Here is a 20,346-nt window from a genome sequence, read left to right as displayed (position 1 = left end):
ACTGCGCCGGAAGTGGGGCGAATTATAGAGACTCAGAATCTGCCGTCAACCCTTAATTTGCTTTTTCTATCAAGAAATGAAAAAGGCCGCTTCTATGTTAGACGCGAACGAATTGCTGTCAGTGAATGCCAAGCCCGCCAACCAGCACATCAGCAATCAACCAATCACCTTTGCATACACCGATCGGTCAATATTCCCTCCGGACAGAACCACCCCGACCTTTTTCCCCTCCATCCTCCCCCGATCCTGCATCAACGCCGCCAACGCTGCGGCACCCGCGCCCTCCGCAAGATTGTGGGTGTCGGTGTAATACACGCGCATGGCTTCGGCAATCTCAACTTCGCTGACCGAGAGAATCCTCGCCGCCCCTTCTTTATAGATATCGAACGCCTGCGCAATCGGCTTGCGAACAGCCAAACCATCCGCGAACGTATTCGCCGAAGCGGTTTCGCAAATCGCGTTCGCTTCAAACGACAGCTTGGCGGCCGCGGCCTCTGTCGACACCACCCCCACCACTTCGGTATTCAGTCCTAGGGCGTCGCGGGCAGCGATCACACCACAGATCCCCGATCCGCAACCAATGGGCACGTAAACCGTATCCAGATCCGGCGCCGCACCGAACAGCTCCAGCGCATAGGTCGCTACGCCCTTGACCAGTTCAACGTGAAACGGTGGCACCAGAAAAAGGTCGTGCTTCTGTGCCAGGCGCGCCGCCTCTTCACGAGCCTCGTCAAAATCGCGCCCGTATTCGACCACTTCACCACCAAAGCCACGCATGGCGTTGTTCTTCTCCAGCGAGTTGCCCTGCGGCACCACGATCAACGCTTTCAGTCCCACGGCCCGCGCCGCCAGCGCCAGACTCTGACCGTGATTGCCACGTGTCGCAGAAACGATGCCTTTGACAGTCGGATGCTCACGACGCAGCCAGTGCATAAAGGTAATACCGCCACGCACTTTGAAGGCGCCGGTCGGCGTGTGGTTTTCATGCTTGACCCAAACGGTGCAGCCCAACCGCTCGGCGAGCAATGGCCAACGGTATTGGGCGGTGGCCGACATCACCTGATAAACCTGGCGGGCGGCGTTTTCGATGTCGTCGCGAGTGAATACGTGCATATAAGTGGCTCCTTGGACGTTGGCCCAGTCTAGGCACGGACGCATCACGTCGGCTTTCAAAAAACCGACCTGACTTTTACCCGCCCCCTTCACTACTATTGCGTTCATGAGCCCTCGAAACCGTCGCCATCCCATAACCGTTGATGAACCGATACGTCGTGTCGAAGCCGGCCCGTGGGCGATCGAGCTGCTGCCGGGCGCAGCCTACTCGGTGCGGTACGTGGCGACCCAATCAGCGATCGGCTTTGCCTTCGACAGCCAGCGCGGCGTGCACGCCATTGGTACTGACCGGATACGCCCCTTCGATGCGATGCCCAATGGCCTGGCGTTTGTTCCGGCTGGATGTGACGTGTTGTCCGAGTCACCCACGGGCGGCGAGTACCTGCGAGTGATACGCACGGACGGCACGGCACTGGCGGGAGACAGTGCGTTCAACAATCGCATCGACCCGCAGGCCATTCACCTCGCGTCGCGAATGCGCAATGCGCTGTTGCAAGCCTCTCTGGATGATGACTGGGAAAGCTGGGCGCTCAACCTGGCTGAACGGGTTGAGGGCCATGAGGCGGCAATGCATCAAGGCTCGATCACCGGCAGCCGAATGCGCCTGCTGGATGAATTCATTGACGCCGGTCTCGGCAGCCCGCTCGCCGTCCCGGCGATGGCGCAATTGCTGGAGTTGTCCGAAGGTTATTTCATGCGCGCCTTCAAGCAGGCGACCGGCAAAAGCCCTCACAGTTACCTGATCGACAGACGCCTGGCCAAAGCCCGAGCGTCAATGCGCGATACAACGGCCAGCCTCTCGCAGATAGCCCTCGCTTGCGGTTTCAACTCGCAGGCGCATATGACCACAGCCTTCAAACAGCGCCTCGGCGTGAGTCCGGCGCAATTGCGCACAGATTCGCGCCATAGCTCAGCTACCGACAAACAACATTCTTCTATATAGAAGAAGCGGCCAGAAACCCGGCACCTGCCGGGCTTGTTTTTTACCCAAACCATTTCAGCGAACAACCAGTGGCATTCAAACGCCCTTGTATGGTGTCCTGTTCGACAAGAGCCAGACACACTCCCGGTCCGGCTCACGTCATCCAGCATACAACCGATGAGGTCCGTTTCATGAGTAAGGCGCCCTACGCTCCACCCAAGGTCTGGAAACACATCGCTCCGTCCGGCGGCCAGTTCGCCAGCATCAATCGCCCGATTGCCGGGCCGACGCACGACAAGACGCTGCCAGTCGGCAAACATCCGTTGCAGTTGTATTCACTGGCCACGCCCAACGGCGTGAAAGTGACCATCCTGCTCGAGGAGCTGCTGGCGCTCGGACACACCGGCGCCGAGTACGACGCCTGGCTGATCCGCATCAATGAGGGCGATCAGTTCTCCAGCGGCTTTGTCGAGATCAACCCCAATTCGAAAATTCCGGCGTTGCTGGATCGCAGCGTAGAACCGGCCATTCGCGTCTTCGAATCCGGCTCGATCCTGCTCTATCTGGCGGAAAAATTTGGCGCTTTCCTGCCCACCGACCTGGCGGGACGCACCGAAACCCTGAACTGGTTGTTCTGGCAGATGGGCTCGGCGCCGTATCTGGGCGGTGGCTTCGGGCATTTCTATGCGTATGCGCCGGACAAGCTCGAATACCCGATCAACCGGTTCACCATGGAAACCAAGCGGCAGTTGGACGTGCTTGATCGACGTCTGAGTGAAAGCCCTTTCCTCGCCGGCAACGACTACACCATCGCCGACATCGCGGTCTGGCCTTGGTACGGGCAATTGGTGCGCAACAACGTGTACTCCGCCGCCGAGTTCCTTTCTGCTCACGAATACACCCACGTGCAACGCTGGGCGCAAGAGATTGCCGAACGGCCTGCGGTGATTCGTGGCCAGCGCGTCAACCGGACGTGGGGCGATGAAGCGAGCCAGGTTGCGGAGCGGCATCAGGCGAGCGATCTGGATTAAGCTTCACCTGATACGACGCGACGTCCGGTGCGGGTGTATCGGGCGTTGCGTTCGCTACACCAACAGGTCGGCCCACTGCCCCGGCGTCATCTTCGTCACCATCAGCAGCACGATCACGAACATCCCCAGAAAACCGGCAACACCCATCCAGAACCACTTTCGATACACGCAGCGGTAGTCATCAGCGAGCCCTGCCCCAGTCTCGACTGCGCTTGAAGCCATCACGTACAAACGCTTCTGAAGCACTAAAACCGGCAACCAGAGCGAGCCGACGCACAGGAAAATGATCAAGGACGTCAGTACCCACTCCGTGGTCAAAGGCATTCCGGCAAGCCTGGTCAACCCGTATCCCGTAGCGACCTGAATAAAGCCCGCCGGTGTGGTGATCCAGGCGTCGAACCGTACGACCATTCTCGCCACGTGCGCGATCACCAGAGGGTTGGCTGTACGGCATCAGGTAGAGGTACGACCCCATGCCGAATCCGAACAGAAAAACCGCGGCGATGATGTGAATGTATTTGAGGCATAGATAGAGCACGGTCAGTTCTGCCCGTCAGAGAAATGCATCGACAGGCTCAGATTCTGCGGATCGTTGATGGCCGCCATGTACTCGTCAACGCTGATCTCTCCTACACAAGGACGTGCGCCAGCCTCGGGCTGGTATCCCTGCGCGATTTTCGCGGCCAGGGCAACGGCTGCGCAGCTGGGAATTTCCGGTCCCTTGTCATTCCGGGCGGTGAGCTGCACCGTCATGGCCAGCGGTTTTCCGTCGATACCGAGTCCTGTCACGTCGATATACATTGCGCTTTTGCCATCACCGAATCGCTCGAACCAGGTACCCCAACGATGAAGCCGCGCGGCCCAGGGAAGATGATCACGAAACGCACCAAACCTGCGCGCCAGCGCGAACAGACCGTTGGCCACACCACCCAGCTTCAGGCCCGCACCCGCCTTGAAACTCAAGGTTCCTGCGCCATAGCGTTTAGCGAAGATATCCATGTCCGGCACGTCGACGTTCGCCAGCACCCGAACGCCCAGGTGAGGCATCTTGCGCAACGTCAGGTCCAGCCAGCCTGCCACCTCATGAACCTGACCATTCCTGAGTTGCCTGATCGGCTTGCCGGCGTAGGCCAGAACACCTTCAACCGTCGACAGGCCCGGCATTTTCGCCGACGAGGAAATACCATGTTCGATCGAATCGATGCGGGAGAAGCGATGCCGCTGTTCATCGATAAGGGCCGATGAAAGTGTCGGCACTGAACTGCAACCGCTGAGGATCGCCACGCCGGCCTGTTTCGAGCGGGCATCGAGGATTCCGATGCCGTTGACGAAAGTTCGGCAGTCGGACAAGTCGCAATAATGCACACCCGCGCCGATGCAGCGCTCGGCAACCGCATAGGATTGCCCTTGAAACGGGCCGCCGGTGTGGATGACCAGTTGAATGTTCATCGATTTCAGAGCTGCGTCAAACCCGTCCCCCATCGCGTTGCCGCACCAACTCTCGCAGACAACGCCCGACCGGGCTTTCAGCTCGTCGACTTTGTGCGCCAATTTCTGCGGGTCGCGGCCTGAGATCACCAACTCGATGTCAGGCATCTCAATCAAATGCCGACTGACAATGCTGCCGAAATTTCCATAACCGCCGACCACTAAAACCCTGAGTGCCACGCAATACTTCCTTGAATGGATGACTGATTTCAGTCGGACAGCTTTTACTTACGCGGCCTGCCGACGCATCGTCAGAATCGCAGCCCCGAAACCGATAAACGTAGTTCCGACAACCCGACTGACCCAGCGGGACAGCGCAGGCCGGGTCAGCACGCCCTTGGCCCGCGAGGCGAGCGCTGCATAAAGCGTCAGCGACGTCACCGACAACGCCATGAAAATCGAGGTGAGGATCAGAAACTGCGGCAGCAATGTCGCGCCCTGATCGATGAACTGCGGAAACAGTGCGGTGAAGAACATTGTCGCCTTGGGATTGGTCACGGCCGTCAGGAACGCTGACTTGTACAGTTTGCTGCGAGTAGGCCGGACCTTTTTCGACTCATCTTCAACGTGCTCCGGTAGCATCGAACCCTTTTTGAACAACTGCCGGATCCCGAGGTAGAACAGATAACCGGCACCGATGATTTTCACCGCGTTGAACAGCATTTCGGAGCTGGCCAGCAAGGCCCCAAGTCCCAGCATCGCTGCAGCCGAGAGGCAGAACAGGCCACTGGCATTGCCGAGGGATGACCAGATCGCACTGCGTTGACCATGGGCCAGGCTGTTGTTGATCGCCATCAGGGTCGCGGGCCCCGGGCTGGCAATCGCAATCGCGGCAACCAGGGTAAAGGCCAGAATCGAGTGAGAATCCATTTTCCATGCTCGTTGGGGTGAGGTGGCCGCATATTACAGGAGCGCGGGAGCCAATGGACCTACGGCCGCTACGCTTTACTTCTCGGTGTCAGCAGCCCAATGATGGAAACCGGCACCGACCTCGAATAACGACAACGGAGGGTCGTCCAGCGATCATGAACATTCTCTACGACGAACAGGTCGACGGCGTTTTGCCCGACGTCGACAAGACTGCACTTCTGCAAGCCCTGCTGCACCAATGGCCAGACCTGGAAGTGCTGCATCAGCGCGAAGAATTGAAGCCGTATGAATGCGATGGGCTGTCCGCCTATCGCACCACGCCGCTGCTGGTGGTACTGCCACGACATATCGATGAAGTTCAGGGCGTGTTGCGAATCTGCCACGAACGACGTGTGCCGGTGGTGGCCCGAGGCGCCGGGACCGGTTTGTCCGGCGGCGCCCTGCCGTTGGAAAAAGGCGTGTTGCTGGTGATGGCGCGCTTCAACAATATCCTGCAGATCGACCCCGAAGCCCGCACCGCGCGGGTTCAACCCGGTGTGCGCAATCTGGCGATCTCCCAGGCCGCGGCGCCGTTCGGGTTGTATTACGCGCCTGATCCTTCCTCGCAAATCGCCTGCTCCATCGGCGGCAATGTGGCGGAAAACGCCGGTGGCGTGCACTGCCTCAAATACGGACTGACCGTGCACAACCTGCTCAAGGTCGAGATCCTCAGTGTCGATGGCGAACGCCTAACGCTGGGGTTGGAGGCGCTGGACTCCCCCGGTTTCGACCTGCTGGCACTGTTCACCGGTTCCGAAGGCCTGCTCGGGGTGATTACCGAAGTCACGGTCAAGCTCTTGCCCAAACCGCAGACGGCCAAAGTGCTGCTGGCGGCATTCGACTCCGTGGAAAAGGCCGGCCGCGCAGTGGCCGACATCATCGCGGCCGGCATCATCCCCGGCGGCCTGGAAATGATGGATAACCTGGCGATTCGCGCGGCCGAAGACTTCATCCACGCCGGTTATCCGGTGGACGCCGAGGCGATTCTGCTCTGCGAGCTCGATGGCGTTGAAGCCGATGTCCACGATGATTGCACGCGGGTCCGGCAAGTGCTCGAGCACGCCGGCGCCACCGAGCTGCGCCAGGCCCGGGACGAGGCCGAGCGCGCGCGATTCTGGGCCGGACGCAAGAATGCCTTCCCCGCCGTAGGACGATTGTCGCCGGACTATTACTGCATGGACGGCACCATCCCGCGCCGCGAGCTACCCGGCGTACTGCATGCGATTGCTCAGCTTTCAGCTGAATATGGCTTGCGGGTTGCCAACGTCTTCCATGCCGGCGATGGCAACATGCATCCACTGATTCTGTTCGACGCCAATCAGCCCGGCGAACTCGAACGTGCCGAAGCGCTGGGTGGCAAGATCCTCGAACTGTGCGTGAAGGTCGGCGGCAGCATCACCGGCGAACACGGCGTGGGCCGGGAAAAAATCAACCAGATGTGCGCGCAGTTCAACCGTGATGAGCTGAACCTGTTCCACGCCGTGAAAGCAGCCTTCGACCCCGGAGGCCTGCTCAATCCCGGCAAAAACATTCCGACCCTGCATCGCTGCGCCGAATTCGGTGCCCTGCACGTACACCATGGGCAATTGCCCTTCCCCGAACTGGAGCGGTTCTGATGGGCGATACCAAGGATTTCGATGACAGCGCCGCGCTGCTCGAACAGGTCAACCGAGCACTGGAAAACGCTACGCCACTGTGCATCCAGGGCGCCAACAGCAAGGCGTTTCTCGGACGCATCGTCGGTGGCGAGATTCTCGACACCCGCGCCCATCGCGGCATCGTCAGCTACGACCCGACCGAACTGGTAATCACCGCACGTTGCGGTACTCCGCTAACAGAACTGCTGGCCGTGCTGGACGCTTCGCAACAGATGCTGGCGTGCGAACCACCCGCCTTCGCCGACGACGCCACGGTCGGCGGCATGATCGCCACGGGCCTGTCCGGGCCGCGTCGGCCGTGGTCAGGATCGGTGCGCGATTTCGTGTTGGGCACGCGGATCATCACGGGTCATGGCAAGCATCTGCGCTTCGGCGGCGAGGTCATGAAGAACGTCGCCGGCTACGACTTGTCGCGCCTGATGACCGGCAGTTACGGCTCGCTGGGAGTCATCACCGAAGTCTCGCTCAAGGTGCTGCCCAAACCGCGCGCGTGCCTGAGCCTCAGCCTCGAAATGACCAGCGAACAAGCCCTGCAGCGCCTGGCCGAATGGGGCCAGCAACCGTTGCCGATCAGCGCCGCGTGTCACGATGGCCAGCAATTGCGCTTGCGTCTGGAGGGTGGCGAAGGTTCAGTGGCGGCCGCCCATGATCGCCTTGGCGGCGAGTTGATCGACAGTTCGTTCTGGGCCGACCTCAACGAACAACGCCTGGGCTTCTTCGATGAAGACCAACCGCTCTGGCGCCTGTCCGTGCCGCTCAACACACCGCCGCTGAACCTGCCCGGCGAGCAGTGGCTTGACTGGGGCGGCGCGCAACGCTGGCTCAAATCGACAGCCGAAGCGACGGTCATTCGCAAAGTGGTCGGCGAAGCTGGCGGGCATGCGACCTGCTACAGCCACGGTCTGATCGATGAACCATTCCATCCTCTGGCGCCCGCCCTGCTGCACTATCACCGCCAACTCAAACGACAACTCGACCCCCGGGGCATTTTCAACCCCGGGCGACTGTACGCGGAGCTTTGAGCCATGCAGACCACCCTCAGCCCGCAAGCCCGACAACTGCCCCGCGCCGAAGAGGCCGAAAGCATCCTGCGCACGTGCGTTCATTGCGGATTCTGCAACGCGACCTGCCCGACTTATCAATTGCTCGGCGATGAACTGGACGGCCCGCGGGGACGCATCTATTTGATCAAACAGGTGCTTGAAGGCAACAAAGTCACGGCGAAAACCCAGCAACACCTGGATCGCTGCCTGTCGTGCCGTAACTGTGAAACCACCTGCCCTTCCGGCGTGGATTATCACAACCTGCTCGACATCGGTCGGGCAGTAGTCGACGCCGCCGTCCCGCGCCCGCTCGGGCAACGACTATTGCGTGAAGGGTTGCGAAACATCGTGCCCAATCCACGATTGTTCAAAGGGTTGGTCATTGGCGGTCAGATGTTCCGGGCGCTACTGCCCGATGCCCTGCAAGACAAACTGCCACGCGACGCGGTGATGCCCGCATCACGTCCCGTCATCCGCCATGCACGGCACGTGCTGATGCTGGAGGGGTGCGTGCAGCCGGGTTTGTCACCCAACACCAATGCAGCAGCGGCAAGGGTGCTGGATCGTCTGGGCATCAGCGTGATCCCGGCCCGCGAGGCTGGTTGTTGTGGCGCGGTGGATTATCACCTCGACGCCCAGGCCTCCGGCCTTGACCGCGCCCGTCACAATATTGATGCGTGGTGGCCGGCCATCGAACAGGGTGCCGAAGCGATCGTGCAGACCGCCAGCGGTTGCGGTGCGTTCATCAAGGATTACGGGCATTTGCTTCGCGCCGATCCGGTCTACGCCGAGAAGGCAAGACGTGTCACCACGCTCGCCCGGGATCTGGTGGAAGTGCTAAGAGACGAACCGCTTGAATCCCTCGGCATCCACGCTGTTCAGCGCCTGGCCTTTCACTGCCCCTGCACCCTGCAGCACGCGCAGAAACTTGGCGGCGCGGTGGAGTCGGTGCTGACTCGACTGGGCTTTAGCCTCACGTCTGTGCCGGACGCACATCTGTGCTGTGGCTCGGCGGGCACCTACTCGCTGACCCAGCCAACACTGGCCCGGCAGTTGCGCGAACAAAAACTCAATGCCCTGGAAAGCGGCCATCCGGACGTCATCGTCACCGCCAATATCGGCTGTCAGACACACCTCGACGGTGCGGGGCGCACGCCGGTCCGGCACTGGATCGAGTTGGTGGATGCCGCGTTGCCTTCGGTTACCGAGGCGTAGGATCGCTGTCGAGGGCCAAACGATGGGCGAAAAAAAACCGCCTTTGCGGGGCGGTTTTTTCGACAAGCCTCAGTTTGCGGCTGGGGCTTGATGGCTCACGGACAACACTGACGTGCGGGAATACTATTAATCTTTGGTTTTCGTTGCAACGTTATTTTGCGTGTATTTAACGATGATCTGCTCATACAAAGGCAGACCTGCAGGCCCTTTAACACACCAGATCATGCTGGCAGAAATAACGAATTACAAAACACACAGAGTCTTTTTCCAGGAACCTCAAAATCACGCCATGAGACCGGTTAATATGCCCGAGCTCACTCGACAGTGTATCTGTGAGGCTTGGCTGGAACCATAACGGTTTCATGCCCTTCGACACGGTTTTGCACCCGTGCCGGAATGATGGCTCGGAGGGATCACAACCGGCCGCCTCATGGATAACACTGACGTGCTTGTCCGAAGGCAAACATGATCCGGTAAGTGCGCTGGAGGTTTGGCCCCCGACCTGGAGGCCAAAACGTATGAAGCTGTTGCTGCGTACGCTGAGCCTCGTATGGAGATCGTTTCAAGCGTTCCGCTTTTACGAATTCCTGCGAGACCATTTCAACGACCTGAAGTAACCGGTCGTTGATACGGGAAGAAGCCCGTTTCAGTTTCGGCTGAAACGGGCTTTTTTACGCCTATAAATAGCTGTCATAAGTAGGATTCCTCTTAAAGTCTCTGTAGGACATTTCATTGATCACTTCGAAGACCTACGAACTAATTACCGCGATACAGGCAGCACCCTTCGCGCCACGCCACTCAGGCTGGTTATGAGCTAATAGCCCCTTCATTAAACCGTCGCTCAAACGTTGTACTAGGATAGGATCCAATTTCCCGTTTTGTTGTCGCCGGCCAAGGACATCAGCCGGAGAATCGGGAAAGCGCAATTCCCCCATTGCTACTCATGGATGAAACACATGAACTCACATCTGTTCCCTCAAATCGGCAAGGTCATCGCCAGCACCGGCAGCCGGCATTTTCCGCGGATGCTGCATGACCTGATTCTCACCCAACTGGCCGTGGATGCCACACATATCCGGCAGATGCGCGTGGAGCCGGTCGGACGTGCGCAACCGCGCAGCGAGCCTGAATGCCCCAAAGAGGCGACGCTGACGGCCGAGACGGTGTATTCCGAACTGAGCACCGATCCCGGCAACAGTGACGTGCCCGCCCCCGAACCCTCCACGGTCACCGATGCGTCGCAGCTGCACCTGACCCGGCGCAAGGACGGTTACAGTTATGTGATTTCCGTGTACCGCTGCGGGCCGTCGAAGCGATTTTCCGCCCGGGAGCGCAGCCTGTTGCAGGACATCTCCCCGGTGTTGCTGCCGATGGTGGAAAAGCACATCCACGCGCTGCAACCGGCGAATGCGGATCCCGAGGCGCAAGCCGCGGCGACCGAAGCCTCGCTGCAAGGCTTGGAAACCCTGCGATTGCGCTTTTGCGAGCGCGTGCAGCAACTGGGCCTGAGCCTGTCGAACCGTGAGATGGAAGTGTGCGTCGGCCTGCTTGCCGGCCGCACCGCGCCTGAACTGGCCGAGCGACTGCAACTGAAGGTCAACACCGTCGAGAGCTACCTCAAGCGTGCCGCCATCAAACTGGGGATCAGCGGTCGCCATTCGCTGATGCGCTGGATGTATTCACCTGAAGACTGCCCGGCCGCCTGCGACCCGTCCAACGCGGCCTGATCGTTCGCACGCCTGTAAGGAAACCGCCATCCTGCCAGGAACGGCGGTTTTTTCATGCCCGCCGGTCAGTCCCGCGCCAACGCCTCGATCGGGTCGAGCCGCGACGCATTGCGTGCCGGCACAAAGCCGAACACGATGCCGATCAGCGTCGAGCAGATCACCGCCGTGAGCACCGAGGTCAGCGAGAACACCATTTCCCACTCCTTGATGAACAACGAGAACAAATGGCCGATGGCGTAACTCAGCGAAATACCGATGGCCCCACCGAGCAGACAGACCATCACCGCCTCCACCAGAAACTGCTGACGGATGTCCGACTGTCGCGCCCCCACCGCCATGCGAATACCGATTTCACGAGTACGCTCGGTGACCGACACCAGCATGATGTTCATCACCCCGATGCCCCCGACCACCAGCGAAATCACCGCAATCAGCGATAACAACAGTGCCAGCGAGCGGCTGGTTTTCTGCACGGTCTGCATCACGCTGTCGAGGTTGTTGGTAAAGAAATCCTTGGTGCCGTGACGCTGCAGCATCAGTTTGTTGACGTTGTCTTCCACCACTTTGCTCGGCTGGCCGTCTTTGATCCGCACACTGATGCTGTCCAGATAACGCTGGCCCAACAGCCGCCCGGCCGCGGTTTCATAAGGCACCCAGACATTCAAAGACTTGCTTGAGGAGAAGATGTTCTTGTTCTCCGCCGCCACACCGATCACGGTGCACGGCAGATTGCCGATCAGGATCACCTGCCCCAACGGATCGACGCCCTCGCCGAACAACCGATGGCGGGTGTTGTGATCGATCACCACCACCTGCGCCTGGCGTCGGGCATCACTTTCGCTGAATGCAATGCCCGACTCCATCTTGATTCCGCGCACCTGAAAGTAAAGATCGCTGACCCCGTTGACCTGGGCATCGAGGTCGATGTTGCGATAGCGCAGCAACAGATTGCGCCCGACCACCGGCGTGGCGCTGTCGACGTAGTACAGCTGGTTGAGCGCCGTCACATCCGCCGGCACCAGGGTTTCGATGGCCGCAGAGCGGCTGTCGCCGAAACTGGTGCCGGAGTAGATATCGATGGTGTTGCTGCCGATGGCCTGGATGTCCTTCAGCACATAGCGCTTGGCCCCTTCGCCGATGGCCGAGATCGACACCACCGAAGTGATGCCGATGACGATCCCGAGCATGGTCAGCAAGGTACGCATTCGATGGGAAATCAGCGCGACCCAGGCCATGTTGAAGGCTTCCTTGAACAACCCGAGGCTGGCCACCAGACGCCGCGCTGCCGTGGATTTGGGCACCGCGTCCTCATTGCTAAATGCCGCGGTGTCGCGCTCGTTGCGGCGGTCGCTGAGGATTTCGCCGTCGCTGACTTCGATGATGCGCTCGGCGTTGGCCGCGACCTTGGGGTCGTGAGTCACCAGAATCACCGTGTGCCCGGCCGCGTGCAGCTCCAGCAGGATGCGCATCACCTCCTTGCCGCTGGTGGTATCGAGGGCGCCGGTGGGCTCATCCGCGAGGATCACTTCCCCGCCGTTCATCAGCGCACGGGCGATACTGACCCGCTGCTGCTGACCGCCCGATAGCTGGCTCGGGCGGTGCGTCAGGTGCCCTTCCAGCCCAAGGCGCGCCAACAATTCACGGGCCCGGGCATGACGCTGCGGTTCCGGCGTGCCGGCGTAGATCGCCGGCATCTCGACGTTGTGCACCGCGCTCAAGTGCGGCAGCAAGTGGTAGCGCTGAAAGATAAAGCCGAAATAGTCGCGACGCAGTTCCGCCAGCGCCTGATTGTCCAGATCACGGGTTTCCCGACCGTTGATCCTGTAGCTGCCGGCGGTGGCGTAATCGAGGCAGCCGAGGATGTTCATCAGGGTCGATTTGCCGGAGCCCGAGGCGCCGATGATCGCGACCATTTCCCCGGCATGGATCGTCAGGTCGATATTCTTCAGCGCCAGAAATTCACGGTCGCCGGCAGTGAAACTGCGGCTGATGCCGGTCAGTTGCAGCAGAGGTTCGCTCATGCTCATGCCCCTGCCACTTTCGTCACCGGATCACCGATCACCACCCGGTCGCCTTCGGCCAGGCCGTCGTTGACCTGCACCTTGACGTTGTTGTTGATCCCGGTCTGGACATTGCGCGACTGCGCCTGGCCTTTGGCATCCAGCACTCGCACCGGGAAACTGCCATCGTTGTTGCGCGGGCCCAGCGCCGCTACCGGAATCGTCAGCACCGATTTGGCGGTGTCGAGCACCACCCGCACCTGGGCCGTCATGGAGATGCGCAAGCGGTGATCAGGATTGGGCACGTCGAACAGCGCGTTGTAGAACACCGCCGTGTTCTGCTTCGGTGTCCCGGCTGGCGGCGCTTCAAGGAAGTTCTGCGGCGCAGGGTCGGTGCCGCGCAGCTTGCCGTAATAACGCTTGTCCTCGCCCAGAATGGTGAAATACACCTCTTGCCCCGGTGCGATATGAATGACGTCGGCCTCCGACACCTGAGCCTTGACGGTCATGGTGTCCAGATCCGCCAGTTTCAGCAGAACCGGCGCCAGTTGGCTGGCAATCACGGTCTGGCCTTCCTGGGTGACGATGCCCACCACGTCGCCATCGATGGGCGCGACGATCCGCGTGTAGGCCAGATTGACCTTGGCCGTGTCGATCTGGATGTGCGCACTCTTGATCTGTGCATCCAGCGACATCAGGTTGGCCTGCTGCACTTCATAGTTCGATTGCGCGGTTTCGAAATCCTGCCGCGAGATCGAGGCGTCCTCCTGCAGATTCTGATAGCGCTCGTAAATCGCCTTGGTCTGGCGTAACTGAGCCTGAGTCGCCCGTCGCTGGGCTTGCAGGTTTTCCTCATCGACCTGAGCCTGGCGCAGCGTGTTCTGCAGCACCAGCGGGTCGATTTCCGCCAGCCACTGACCCTTCTTGACCTTGTCGCCAACCTTGACCTTGAGCGACTTCAACTGCCCCGAGACCTGGGCACCGACGTCCACCTGCTTGATGCCCTCCAGCAAACCGGTGGCGAGCACCGCGTTTTCAATGTCGCCACGTTCGACCGTGGCGGTCAGGTATTGCGGTGCTTCGGCCGGCGCCTGCACCGTGTAGAACACCAACCCGGCCACCAGCGTCAACGCGACTCCCAGACCGACTTTGCGCAACTTCGACTGTTCCATAAATGACCACAATTCCGTTCAGGGTTGAGCCCGGCCAGCGGCCGGGTTCCAGGATAAAAACTTCAATCAGGACAACACTTGACCCGCCGCCACCGTCAACCCGTCATGCCACCACGCCGCAAGACTGAAGACGTTGGGCGCCTTGAGAATCGTGAAGTGGTTGCCGGGGCCGTACCACACCGCCAGATCCCTGGCCTCGCGCTGCCAGCCTTCGAGCATCGCCGCCTGCTCGCGCTGATTGCCCGATGCGTCCAGCGTCGGGTCATCCACCAGCGCCAGACGCACCGGCCCGGTGTAGGCCAGAGCCGGTCGATAAACCGTGCGCAGCGCGGTGGCGAAGGTGCGCACCGGGCCGTGCATCGCATCGGCTGATGCACGTTCGGACAGCACACCCGCGCGCACCATCCCCTCGTGCAGCAGGCGCATTTGCGTGCTGTCGTCGGCTTCGGCGAAGGACAGCGCATCGATGCCCAGAGACTTGCCGCTGGACAGTTGCAGCGACTCGATCAGGCGTAACGACGCCGCCGTCGTGGTGTACGGCTTGCCCACCACGCTGTTGCCGCCTGGCGATTCACTGTCGATCAGGGTCAGGGACGCCACCTCGCGCCCCGCCGCCTGCAACTGCGCCGCCATGGCGTAAGCCACCCAGCCACCGAACGAATGCCCGATCAGATGCACCGGTCCTTGCGGATACAACTGCTCAAGTGCCCGCAGGTAGAACGTGGCGGCGCTTTCGACCCGGCTGTGCGGCACCGTCGCGCCGTCGAGGCCTCGGGGTTGCAGCCCGTAAATCGGCCACTCCGGCCCCAGCGCTTCGGTCAGATGGATGAACCCGGTAACACTGTCGCCAGCCCCCGGCACACAGAAAATCGGCGCATGCCCGGCGTGACCGGTCTGGATTGTCAGCAACGGCTGATAGGCTCGGGATTCGATGGCAGTCGAAGCCTGCAATGCCTGACTGAGTGCCTGACCGAGCACGTGCACATGCGGCGCCTGCATCATGCTCTGGTGATCGCCCGGCACGTCGATGCAATGCAGGAGCGTGGCCGGAACTTCATCCGACCAACCCAGGGTCGGGTGACGACGAGACAGCTCCGTCGGATGCTCCTGCGCCCGGAACAGGTGCAGCGGCAAGCCCAATGGATTGATCCGGTAATGCGCCAGCGCATGACCGTGGGCGACCTCACGATCAAGGTAGTGCCAGAGGTCTTGCGGCGCGGCGGCCGCCATATCCGGATGCAGCAGTTGCTCTTCCCGGCAACGGCTCAACAGCGGCTGGAAGTCGATCTGTTCCAGCTCGGTCTGCAACAGCGCCAGATGCGCCAGCGCGGTTTGCCCCGCCTCGCCGCAGGTGGCCCAGTACATCGTGCAATGCTGCAGCAACTGGCGCTTGTGCGCGTGCTCGTCGCTCCAGCGCGCCTTGCCCTGATCGGTCAGGCGCGGCACGAAACTGTCGATCAGACCCACGAACGCCACCGTCTCATCCATGCCGAGCAACTGCATCGCCACTTCATAGGCCAATACCCCGCCGAACGACCAGCCGGCCAGGCGATAAGGCCCTTGCGGCTGCACCGACCGGATGATGTCCACCATGCGTGCGGCGAGGCATTCCATGGTGCGCAGCGGTGCCTTGCCGAACGGAATACCCGGTAGACCGTAGACCGGGAAATCACCGTCGATGTGCAAACCCAGCGCCGGGAAGTAGGCGTCCAGTCCGCTGAACTCATGGACCAGGAACAACGGTGCGCCGGTGCCACCGGCACGCACCACGACCAGCCCATCGTTCTGTTGCTCTGCGCCTGTGCGCTGGCTGAGCACCGTGCCGAGCGACTCGATGCTGGCATGCTGGAACAGCTCGGCCAGCGTCACTTCCAGCCCGCTCTGCTGCATCAGGTTGACCAGACGAATCGCCAGCAGCGAGTGCCCGCCCAGTTCGAAGAAATTGTCGTGACGACCAACCTGTTCGACCTGCAACACCTCGGCCCACAGCTGCGCCAGGGTTTCCTCCAGCGGATTGGCCGGAGCCTCATAGACGCGGCTGAGCAGTGCGTCCTGCGCCGGTACCGGCAAGACTTTGCGGTCGACCTTGCCGTTGTTGTTCAGCGGCAACACGTCGAGTTGCACCCAGGCCGAGGGCACCATGTATTCCGGCAGGCGTGCTTGCAGTTGCCCCCGCAAACTGGCGCTGTCGACGCCCTCTTCGGCAGTGAAATAGGCTACGAGGCGCAATGGTTCCTGGCCGTCCTGCCGCGCCAGCACGATGGCTTCCTTCACACCGTCGCAGTTCAGCAGGCGATTTTCGATTTCCCCCAGTTCGATGCGGAAGCCGCGAATCTTCACCTGATCGTCGTTACGACCGATGCACTCCAGCTGACCCGGTGCCAGCCAGCGTGCGAGGTCGCCGGTGCGGTACAGGAGCGCTCCCGGTTGATCGCCGAACGGGTCTTGCAGGAATTTTTCGGCGGTCAGGTCCGGGCGATTCAGATAGCCCAGCGCTACGCCCTGGCCGCCGATGTACAACTCGCCGATCACGCCCATCGGCACCGGTTGCTGACGGGCGTCGAGCACATAGACCTGGGTGTTGGAGATCGGCCCGCCAATCGGCACGCTTTCGGCGGTTTCCGACACTTCGCGCACTTCAAACGTCGTGGCGTAGGTGGTGGTTTCGGTTGGGCCATAGCAGTGGATGATGCGCAGGTCCGATGCCTCGGCGAGCAAACGGCGGAAGGCCGCCGGGTCGGCGCGTTCACCGCCGCAGAGCACAATGCGCAGGCCTTTCAGTGCCTCGGGGATCAGTTGAACGTACTGGTTGAACAGCGCGGTGGTGACGAACAGGATCGTGGCGCCGGTGTTCGCCAGTTCACGTCCGAAGGCTTGCGGATCAAGCAAGGTCGCGTGATCGATCACCACTACTCGCCCACCGTTGAGCAGCGGCCCCCATACGTCCATGGTGCTGGCGTCAAATGCCGGGTTGGAGGCGAACGCCACACGATCCTGCGGATTGAAATCGGCGTAGCCGTTGTTGATCACCAGTCGCCCGATGGCCCGGTGCGGCACCATCACCCCTTTCGGCGTGCCGGTGGAACCGGAGGTGTACATGATGTAGGCCACGGATTCCGAAGACTGCGGCAGGTCCGGATTGTGCGGCGGTTGCGCATCGAGTTTCAGCGCATCGAGGTCGATCCGGCGCACGGCGTAATCAACCGTCTCAGTGCTGAAGGTCAGCAGCGCTTTCGCCCCACAGTCCTCGACCATGAACGCCTGACGCTCGGCCGGGGCGTTGATGTCCAGCGGCACGTAAGCCGCCGCACATTTTCCGATGGCCAGTTGCGCGATCAGCAGATCCAGCGAACGCGGCAGAAGAATCGCCACATGATCGCCCGGTTGAACACCTTGGCCGATCAAGTGATGGGCCAGACGATTGGCCCGCTCATTCAACTCAAAGTAACTCAGCGATTGCGCACCATGCACCGCTGACACCGCTTGCGGATGCTTCGTCACCTGCTGTTCGAACAGACGATGAACCGTCAACGTCGCCGGGTAATCCCGTTGAGTGGCGTTGAAATCGACGAGCAATTGCCGCCGCTCATCCCGCGGCAGGATCGACAACTGATCGATGCCCAGTTGCGGCGTCCGCTCCAATGCCTGTAACAAGCTGCCGACCGCAAGATCCATGTAGTCGCAGATCCGCCCGGCATCGATCCCGGACGTGGTTAACGCGGTCAGGCTGAAGTCTTCGCCCAGGTCATCGACGCTCAGGCTCAGGCGGTAGTTGCTGCGCTCTTCGGCATCGAGCAACTGCATGCCCTGCCATGCCGCCACGACCTCAGCGGACGGCGTGCCTCCGGCACCACTGTGGCGGTAATTGAACAACGCATTGAACAGTGACGCCCCCGGCGCCATGGCGCTGCAACGCTGCACCAATGCCAGCGGCGCGTGTTCGTGATGCAGCAAGCGGTTCAAGCGCTGATGGGTCGCCAGCACGGCCTCCCTCACCGATTGCCCGCCCAGATCGATGCGCAGCGGCAAGGTATTGATGAACACCCCCAGCGCCCGTTCGGCCCCTTCACCGCCATGCAACCGGCCGAGCAACACCGTGCCGAACACCACGTTTTCACGCCCCGACAGTTGCCCCAGCACGTTGGCCCAGGCCAGGTGCATCAAGCTCGCGGCACTGACGCCCAGACGCCTGGCCCTGGCCCTGACCCGCTGGCTCAACGCGGTGTCCAGCAACCGTTGCGCATGCCCGTTGCCGCTCTCCGCAACAGAGCCCTGGCCATACGGCAGGGTCGGTTCGTCAATGTCGCCAAGCATGTCACGGAAGAACGTCTCATGTTCCTCTTCGCTCAGCCCCGAGCGAGTACGAGCGACATAGGTGCGATAAGGCACCGGTTCGGCCAGTTGTCGCACCTGGCCGAGCAGGACCGCCTGCATCTCGTGGCGCAACACTTCCAGCGCAATGTGATCCATGACCAGGTGATGGAACAGCAACAGCGCCACCACGCGCCGATTGACCGCATCCCAGCCGTGCACCACGCGCATCAGTGGCGCCTGCGTGACGGCCATGCGGTATTGCCGGGCATCGAAGCGGTTGCGCAACTGGCTCAGCGCATCCACTTCAGCGGCGTCCAGTTCGACCGTTTCACACACCAGCGATGCCTGACGCCAGACCACTTGCACCGGCTCTTGCAGACCGTCCCAGAACAGCGACGTACGCAAAATGTCATGGCGCTCGATCACGGCCTGCAAGGCCTCGGCGAACACCCGCAGACGTGACTCATCGGCAAAGGCGAACTGCGCCTGCAACACATACGGATCGCCCTGTGGCGCCGACAAGTGATGGAACAGAATGCCGGCCTGCAACGGTGCCAACGGATAAATGTCCTGCACATTGGCCGCACCGCCGGGAATGCTGGCGACGATGCGGTCGATGGCGGGCTGATCCAGCGCAACCAGGGGCAGCATGTCCGGAGTGATGTGTTTGCAGTCCGGCGCGATACGGTTGGCCGGGACTTCGGTCTCTGTCTCATCGCCGACCGCGGCAGCCAGTGCAGCAAGCGTCGGTTGACTGAACAGCACGCGCACATCGGCGGCCAGACCGACATGGCGCATCCGCGCCACCAGATTGACAGCCATCAGCGAGTGCCCGCCCAACTCGAAGAAGTTGTCGTGGCGCCCTACTCGCTCCACGTTGAGCAGTTCGGCCCAGAGTCCGGCGAGGAGGATTTCCACCTCGCCGACCGGGGCTTCGTATTCGCGGGTGATGAGCGAGGCTTGATCCGGTGCCGGCAGGGCTTTGCGGTCGAGCTTGCCGTTCGGACTGAGCGGCAGAGCATCCAGATGCACAAATACCGCCGGCACCATGTAGTCCGGCAGGTGCTCCAGCAGGTGACCGCGCAACACGTCGATTTCCAGCCGGGCGCCGGTGTAATAGGCGACCAGACGCTTGTCCCCCGGCACATCTTCGCGGGCCAGCACCACGGCTTCCTGCACGCCGCTGATATCGGTCAGGCGTGACTGGATTTCCCCGAGTTCGATGCGCAGGCCTCGGATTTTCACCTGATCGTCGTTACGGCCCAGGTATTCGATGTTGCCATCGGCCAGATAACGGGCGACGTCGCCGGTGCGGTACATCCTGCCGTTCGGCTTGAATGGATCGTTGAGGAAACGCTCGGCGCTCAGCTCTGGGCGATTCAGGTAACCGCGCGCCACTTGAACGCCACCGATGTACAACTCGCCGACCACGCCTTGCGGGACCGGTTGTTGCTGGGCATCAAGGATGTACAGGCGGGTGTTGGCGATCGGTTTGCCGATGGGCGTGTTGTCCGGCGTGGTTTCGATTGGTCCGGCGCAATCCCAGGCCGTAACGTCCACTGCTGCTTCGGTCGGGCCGTAGAGGTTATGCAATCCGCTACCCGGCAATTGCTGTTTGAAGCGCCGCACCAGACTGCCCGGCAACGCTTCACCGCTGCACATCACCTGACGCAGACCGTTGCAGCGCGCGGTGTCGCCATGGGCGAGGAACACGTCGAGCATCGACGGCACAAAGTGCAGTGTGGTGATGCGTT

At 61.2% G+C, this 20,346-nt stretch carries 12 protein-coding genes and 1 pseudogene; 6 read left to right on the top strand and 7 right to left on the bottom strand.

Annotation, left to right across the window (positions count from 1 at the left end; translation table 11 throughout):
- Positions 1-156: 156 nt before the first annotated feature.
- The gene (locus ACODTD_RS28675; RefSeq protein WP_011333653.1) at positions 157-1,113 is read right to left on the bottom strand and encodes a threonine dehydratase; all 957 of its coding nucleotides are present in this window, start codon (positions 1,111-1,113) and stop codon (positions 157-159) included.
- Positions 1,114-1,219: 106 nt separating this feature from the next.
- On the opposite strand from ACODTD_RS28675, the gene ACODTD_RS28670 reads away from it, so the two are divergent.
- Positions 1,220-2,056: a helix-turn-helix transcriptional regulator gene (locus ACODTD_RS28670; protein ID WP_011333652.1), complete on the top strand. Its 837-nt coding sequence runs from the start codon at positions 1,220-1,222 to the stop codon at positions 2,054-2,056.
- A 170-nt stretch (positions 2,057-2,226) separates the two neighbouring features.
- Entirely contained in the window at positions 2,227-3,066 is an 840-nt protein-coding gene (gene yghU / locus ACODTD_RS28665; RefSeq protein WP_011333651.1) for a glutathione-dependent disulfide-bond oxidoreductase, read from the top strand.
- Positions 3,067-3,120: 54 nt separating this feature from the next.
- On the opposite strand, the pseudogene ACODTD_RS28660 reads toward yghU, so the two are convergent.
- From ACODTD_RS28660 to ACODTD_RS28650, 3 genes and pseudogenes are all read right to left on the bottom strand, one after another.
- A pseudogene (locus tag ACODTD_RS28660) lies at positions 3,121-3,604 on the bottom strand (DUF2269 family protein).
- Positions 3,605-3,606: 2 nt separating this feature from the next.
- Positions 3,607-4,734, bottom strand: coding sequence for a saccharopine dehydrogenase NADP-binding domain-containing protein (locus ACODTD_RS28655; RefSeq protein WP_221616187.1), 1,128 nt, complete (start codon positions 4,732-4,734; stop codon positions 3,607-3,609).
- A gap of 48 nt (positions 4,735-4,782) precedes the next feature.
- Positions 4,783-5,424, bottom strand: a complete 642-nt coding sequence (locus tag ACODTD_RS28650; RefSeq protein ID WP_108561297.1) for a LysE family translocator — start codon at positions 5,422-5,424, stop codon at positions 4,783-4,785.
- Between the two features lie 155 nt (positions 5,425-5,579).
- Here ACODTD_RS28650 and glcD point away from each other — a divergent pair, with 155 nt between their 5' ends.
- The 4 genes from glcD to ACODTD_RS28630 all read left to right on the top strand — a co-directional run bounded on the left by glcD (position 5,580) and on the right by ACODTD_RS28630 (position 11,106).
- Positions 5,580-7,079, top strand: a complete 1,500-nt coding sequence (glcD, locus tag ACODTD_RS28645) for a glycolate oxidase subunit GlcD (protein WP_221616188.1) — start codon at positions 5,580-5,582, stop codon at positions 7,077-7,079.
- Positions 7,079-8,143, top strand: coding sequence for a glycolate oxidase subunit GlcE (gene glcE, locus ACODTD_RS28640; RefSeq protein WP_489105437.1), 1,065 nt, complete (start codon positions 7,079-7,081; stop codon positions 8,141-8,143). The genes glcD and glcE overlap by 1 nt, the downstream gene beginning before the upstream one ends.
- Before the next feature lie 3 nt (positions 8,144-8,146).
- The gene (gene glcF / locus ACODTD_RS28635) at positions 8,147-9,379 is read left to right on the top strand and encodes a glycolate oxidase subunit GlcF (RefSeq protein ID WP_489105436.1); all 1,233 of its coding nucleotides are present in this window, start codon (positions 8,147-8,149) and stop codon (positions 9,377-9,379) included.
- 956 nt (positions 9,380-10,335) lie between these two features.
- Complete coding sequence (locus ACODTD_RS28630; RefSeq protein ID WP_489105435.1) at positions 10,336-11,106, top strand: helix-turn-helix transcriptional regulator; 771 nt, start codon at positions 10,336-10,338, stop codon at positions 11,104-11,106.
- Between the two features lie 65 nt (positions 11,107-11,171).
- Here the strand turns inward: ACODTD_RS28630 and ACODTD_RS28625 are convergent, their stop codons facing one another.
- The 3 genes from ACODTD_RS28625 to ACODTD_RS28615 all read right to left on the bottom strand — a co-directional run.
- Entirely contained in the window at positions 11,172-13,127 is a 1,956-nt protein-coding gene (locus tag ACODTD_RS28625) for a MacB family efflux pump subunit (protein WP_285358807.1), read from the bottom strand.
- A 2-nt stretch (positions 13,128-13,129) separates the two neighbouring features.
- Positions 13,130-14,278 carry a macrolide transporter subunit MacA gene (gene macA / locus ACODTD_RS28620; RefSeq protein WP_011333642.1) on the bottom strand — a complete coding sequence of 383 codons (1,149 nt, stop codon included), beginning with the start codon at positions 14,276-14,278 and terminating at the stop codon, positions 13,130-13,132.
- A gap of 66 nt (positions 14,279-14,344) precedes the next feature.
- Positions 14,345-20,346 (bottom strand): thioesterase domain-containing protein (locus tag ACODTD_RS28615; RefSeq protein WP_489105434.1); only part of this gene is annotated, 6,002 nt, incomplete at its 5' end.

The organism is Pseudomonas sp. FG35, assembly GCF_057809295.1.
Note: the sequence above shows the minus strand (reverse complement) of the source record. Positions and strands in the feature narration are given on the sequence as shown.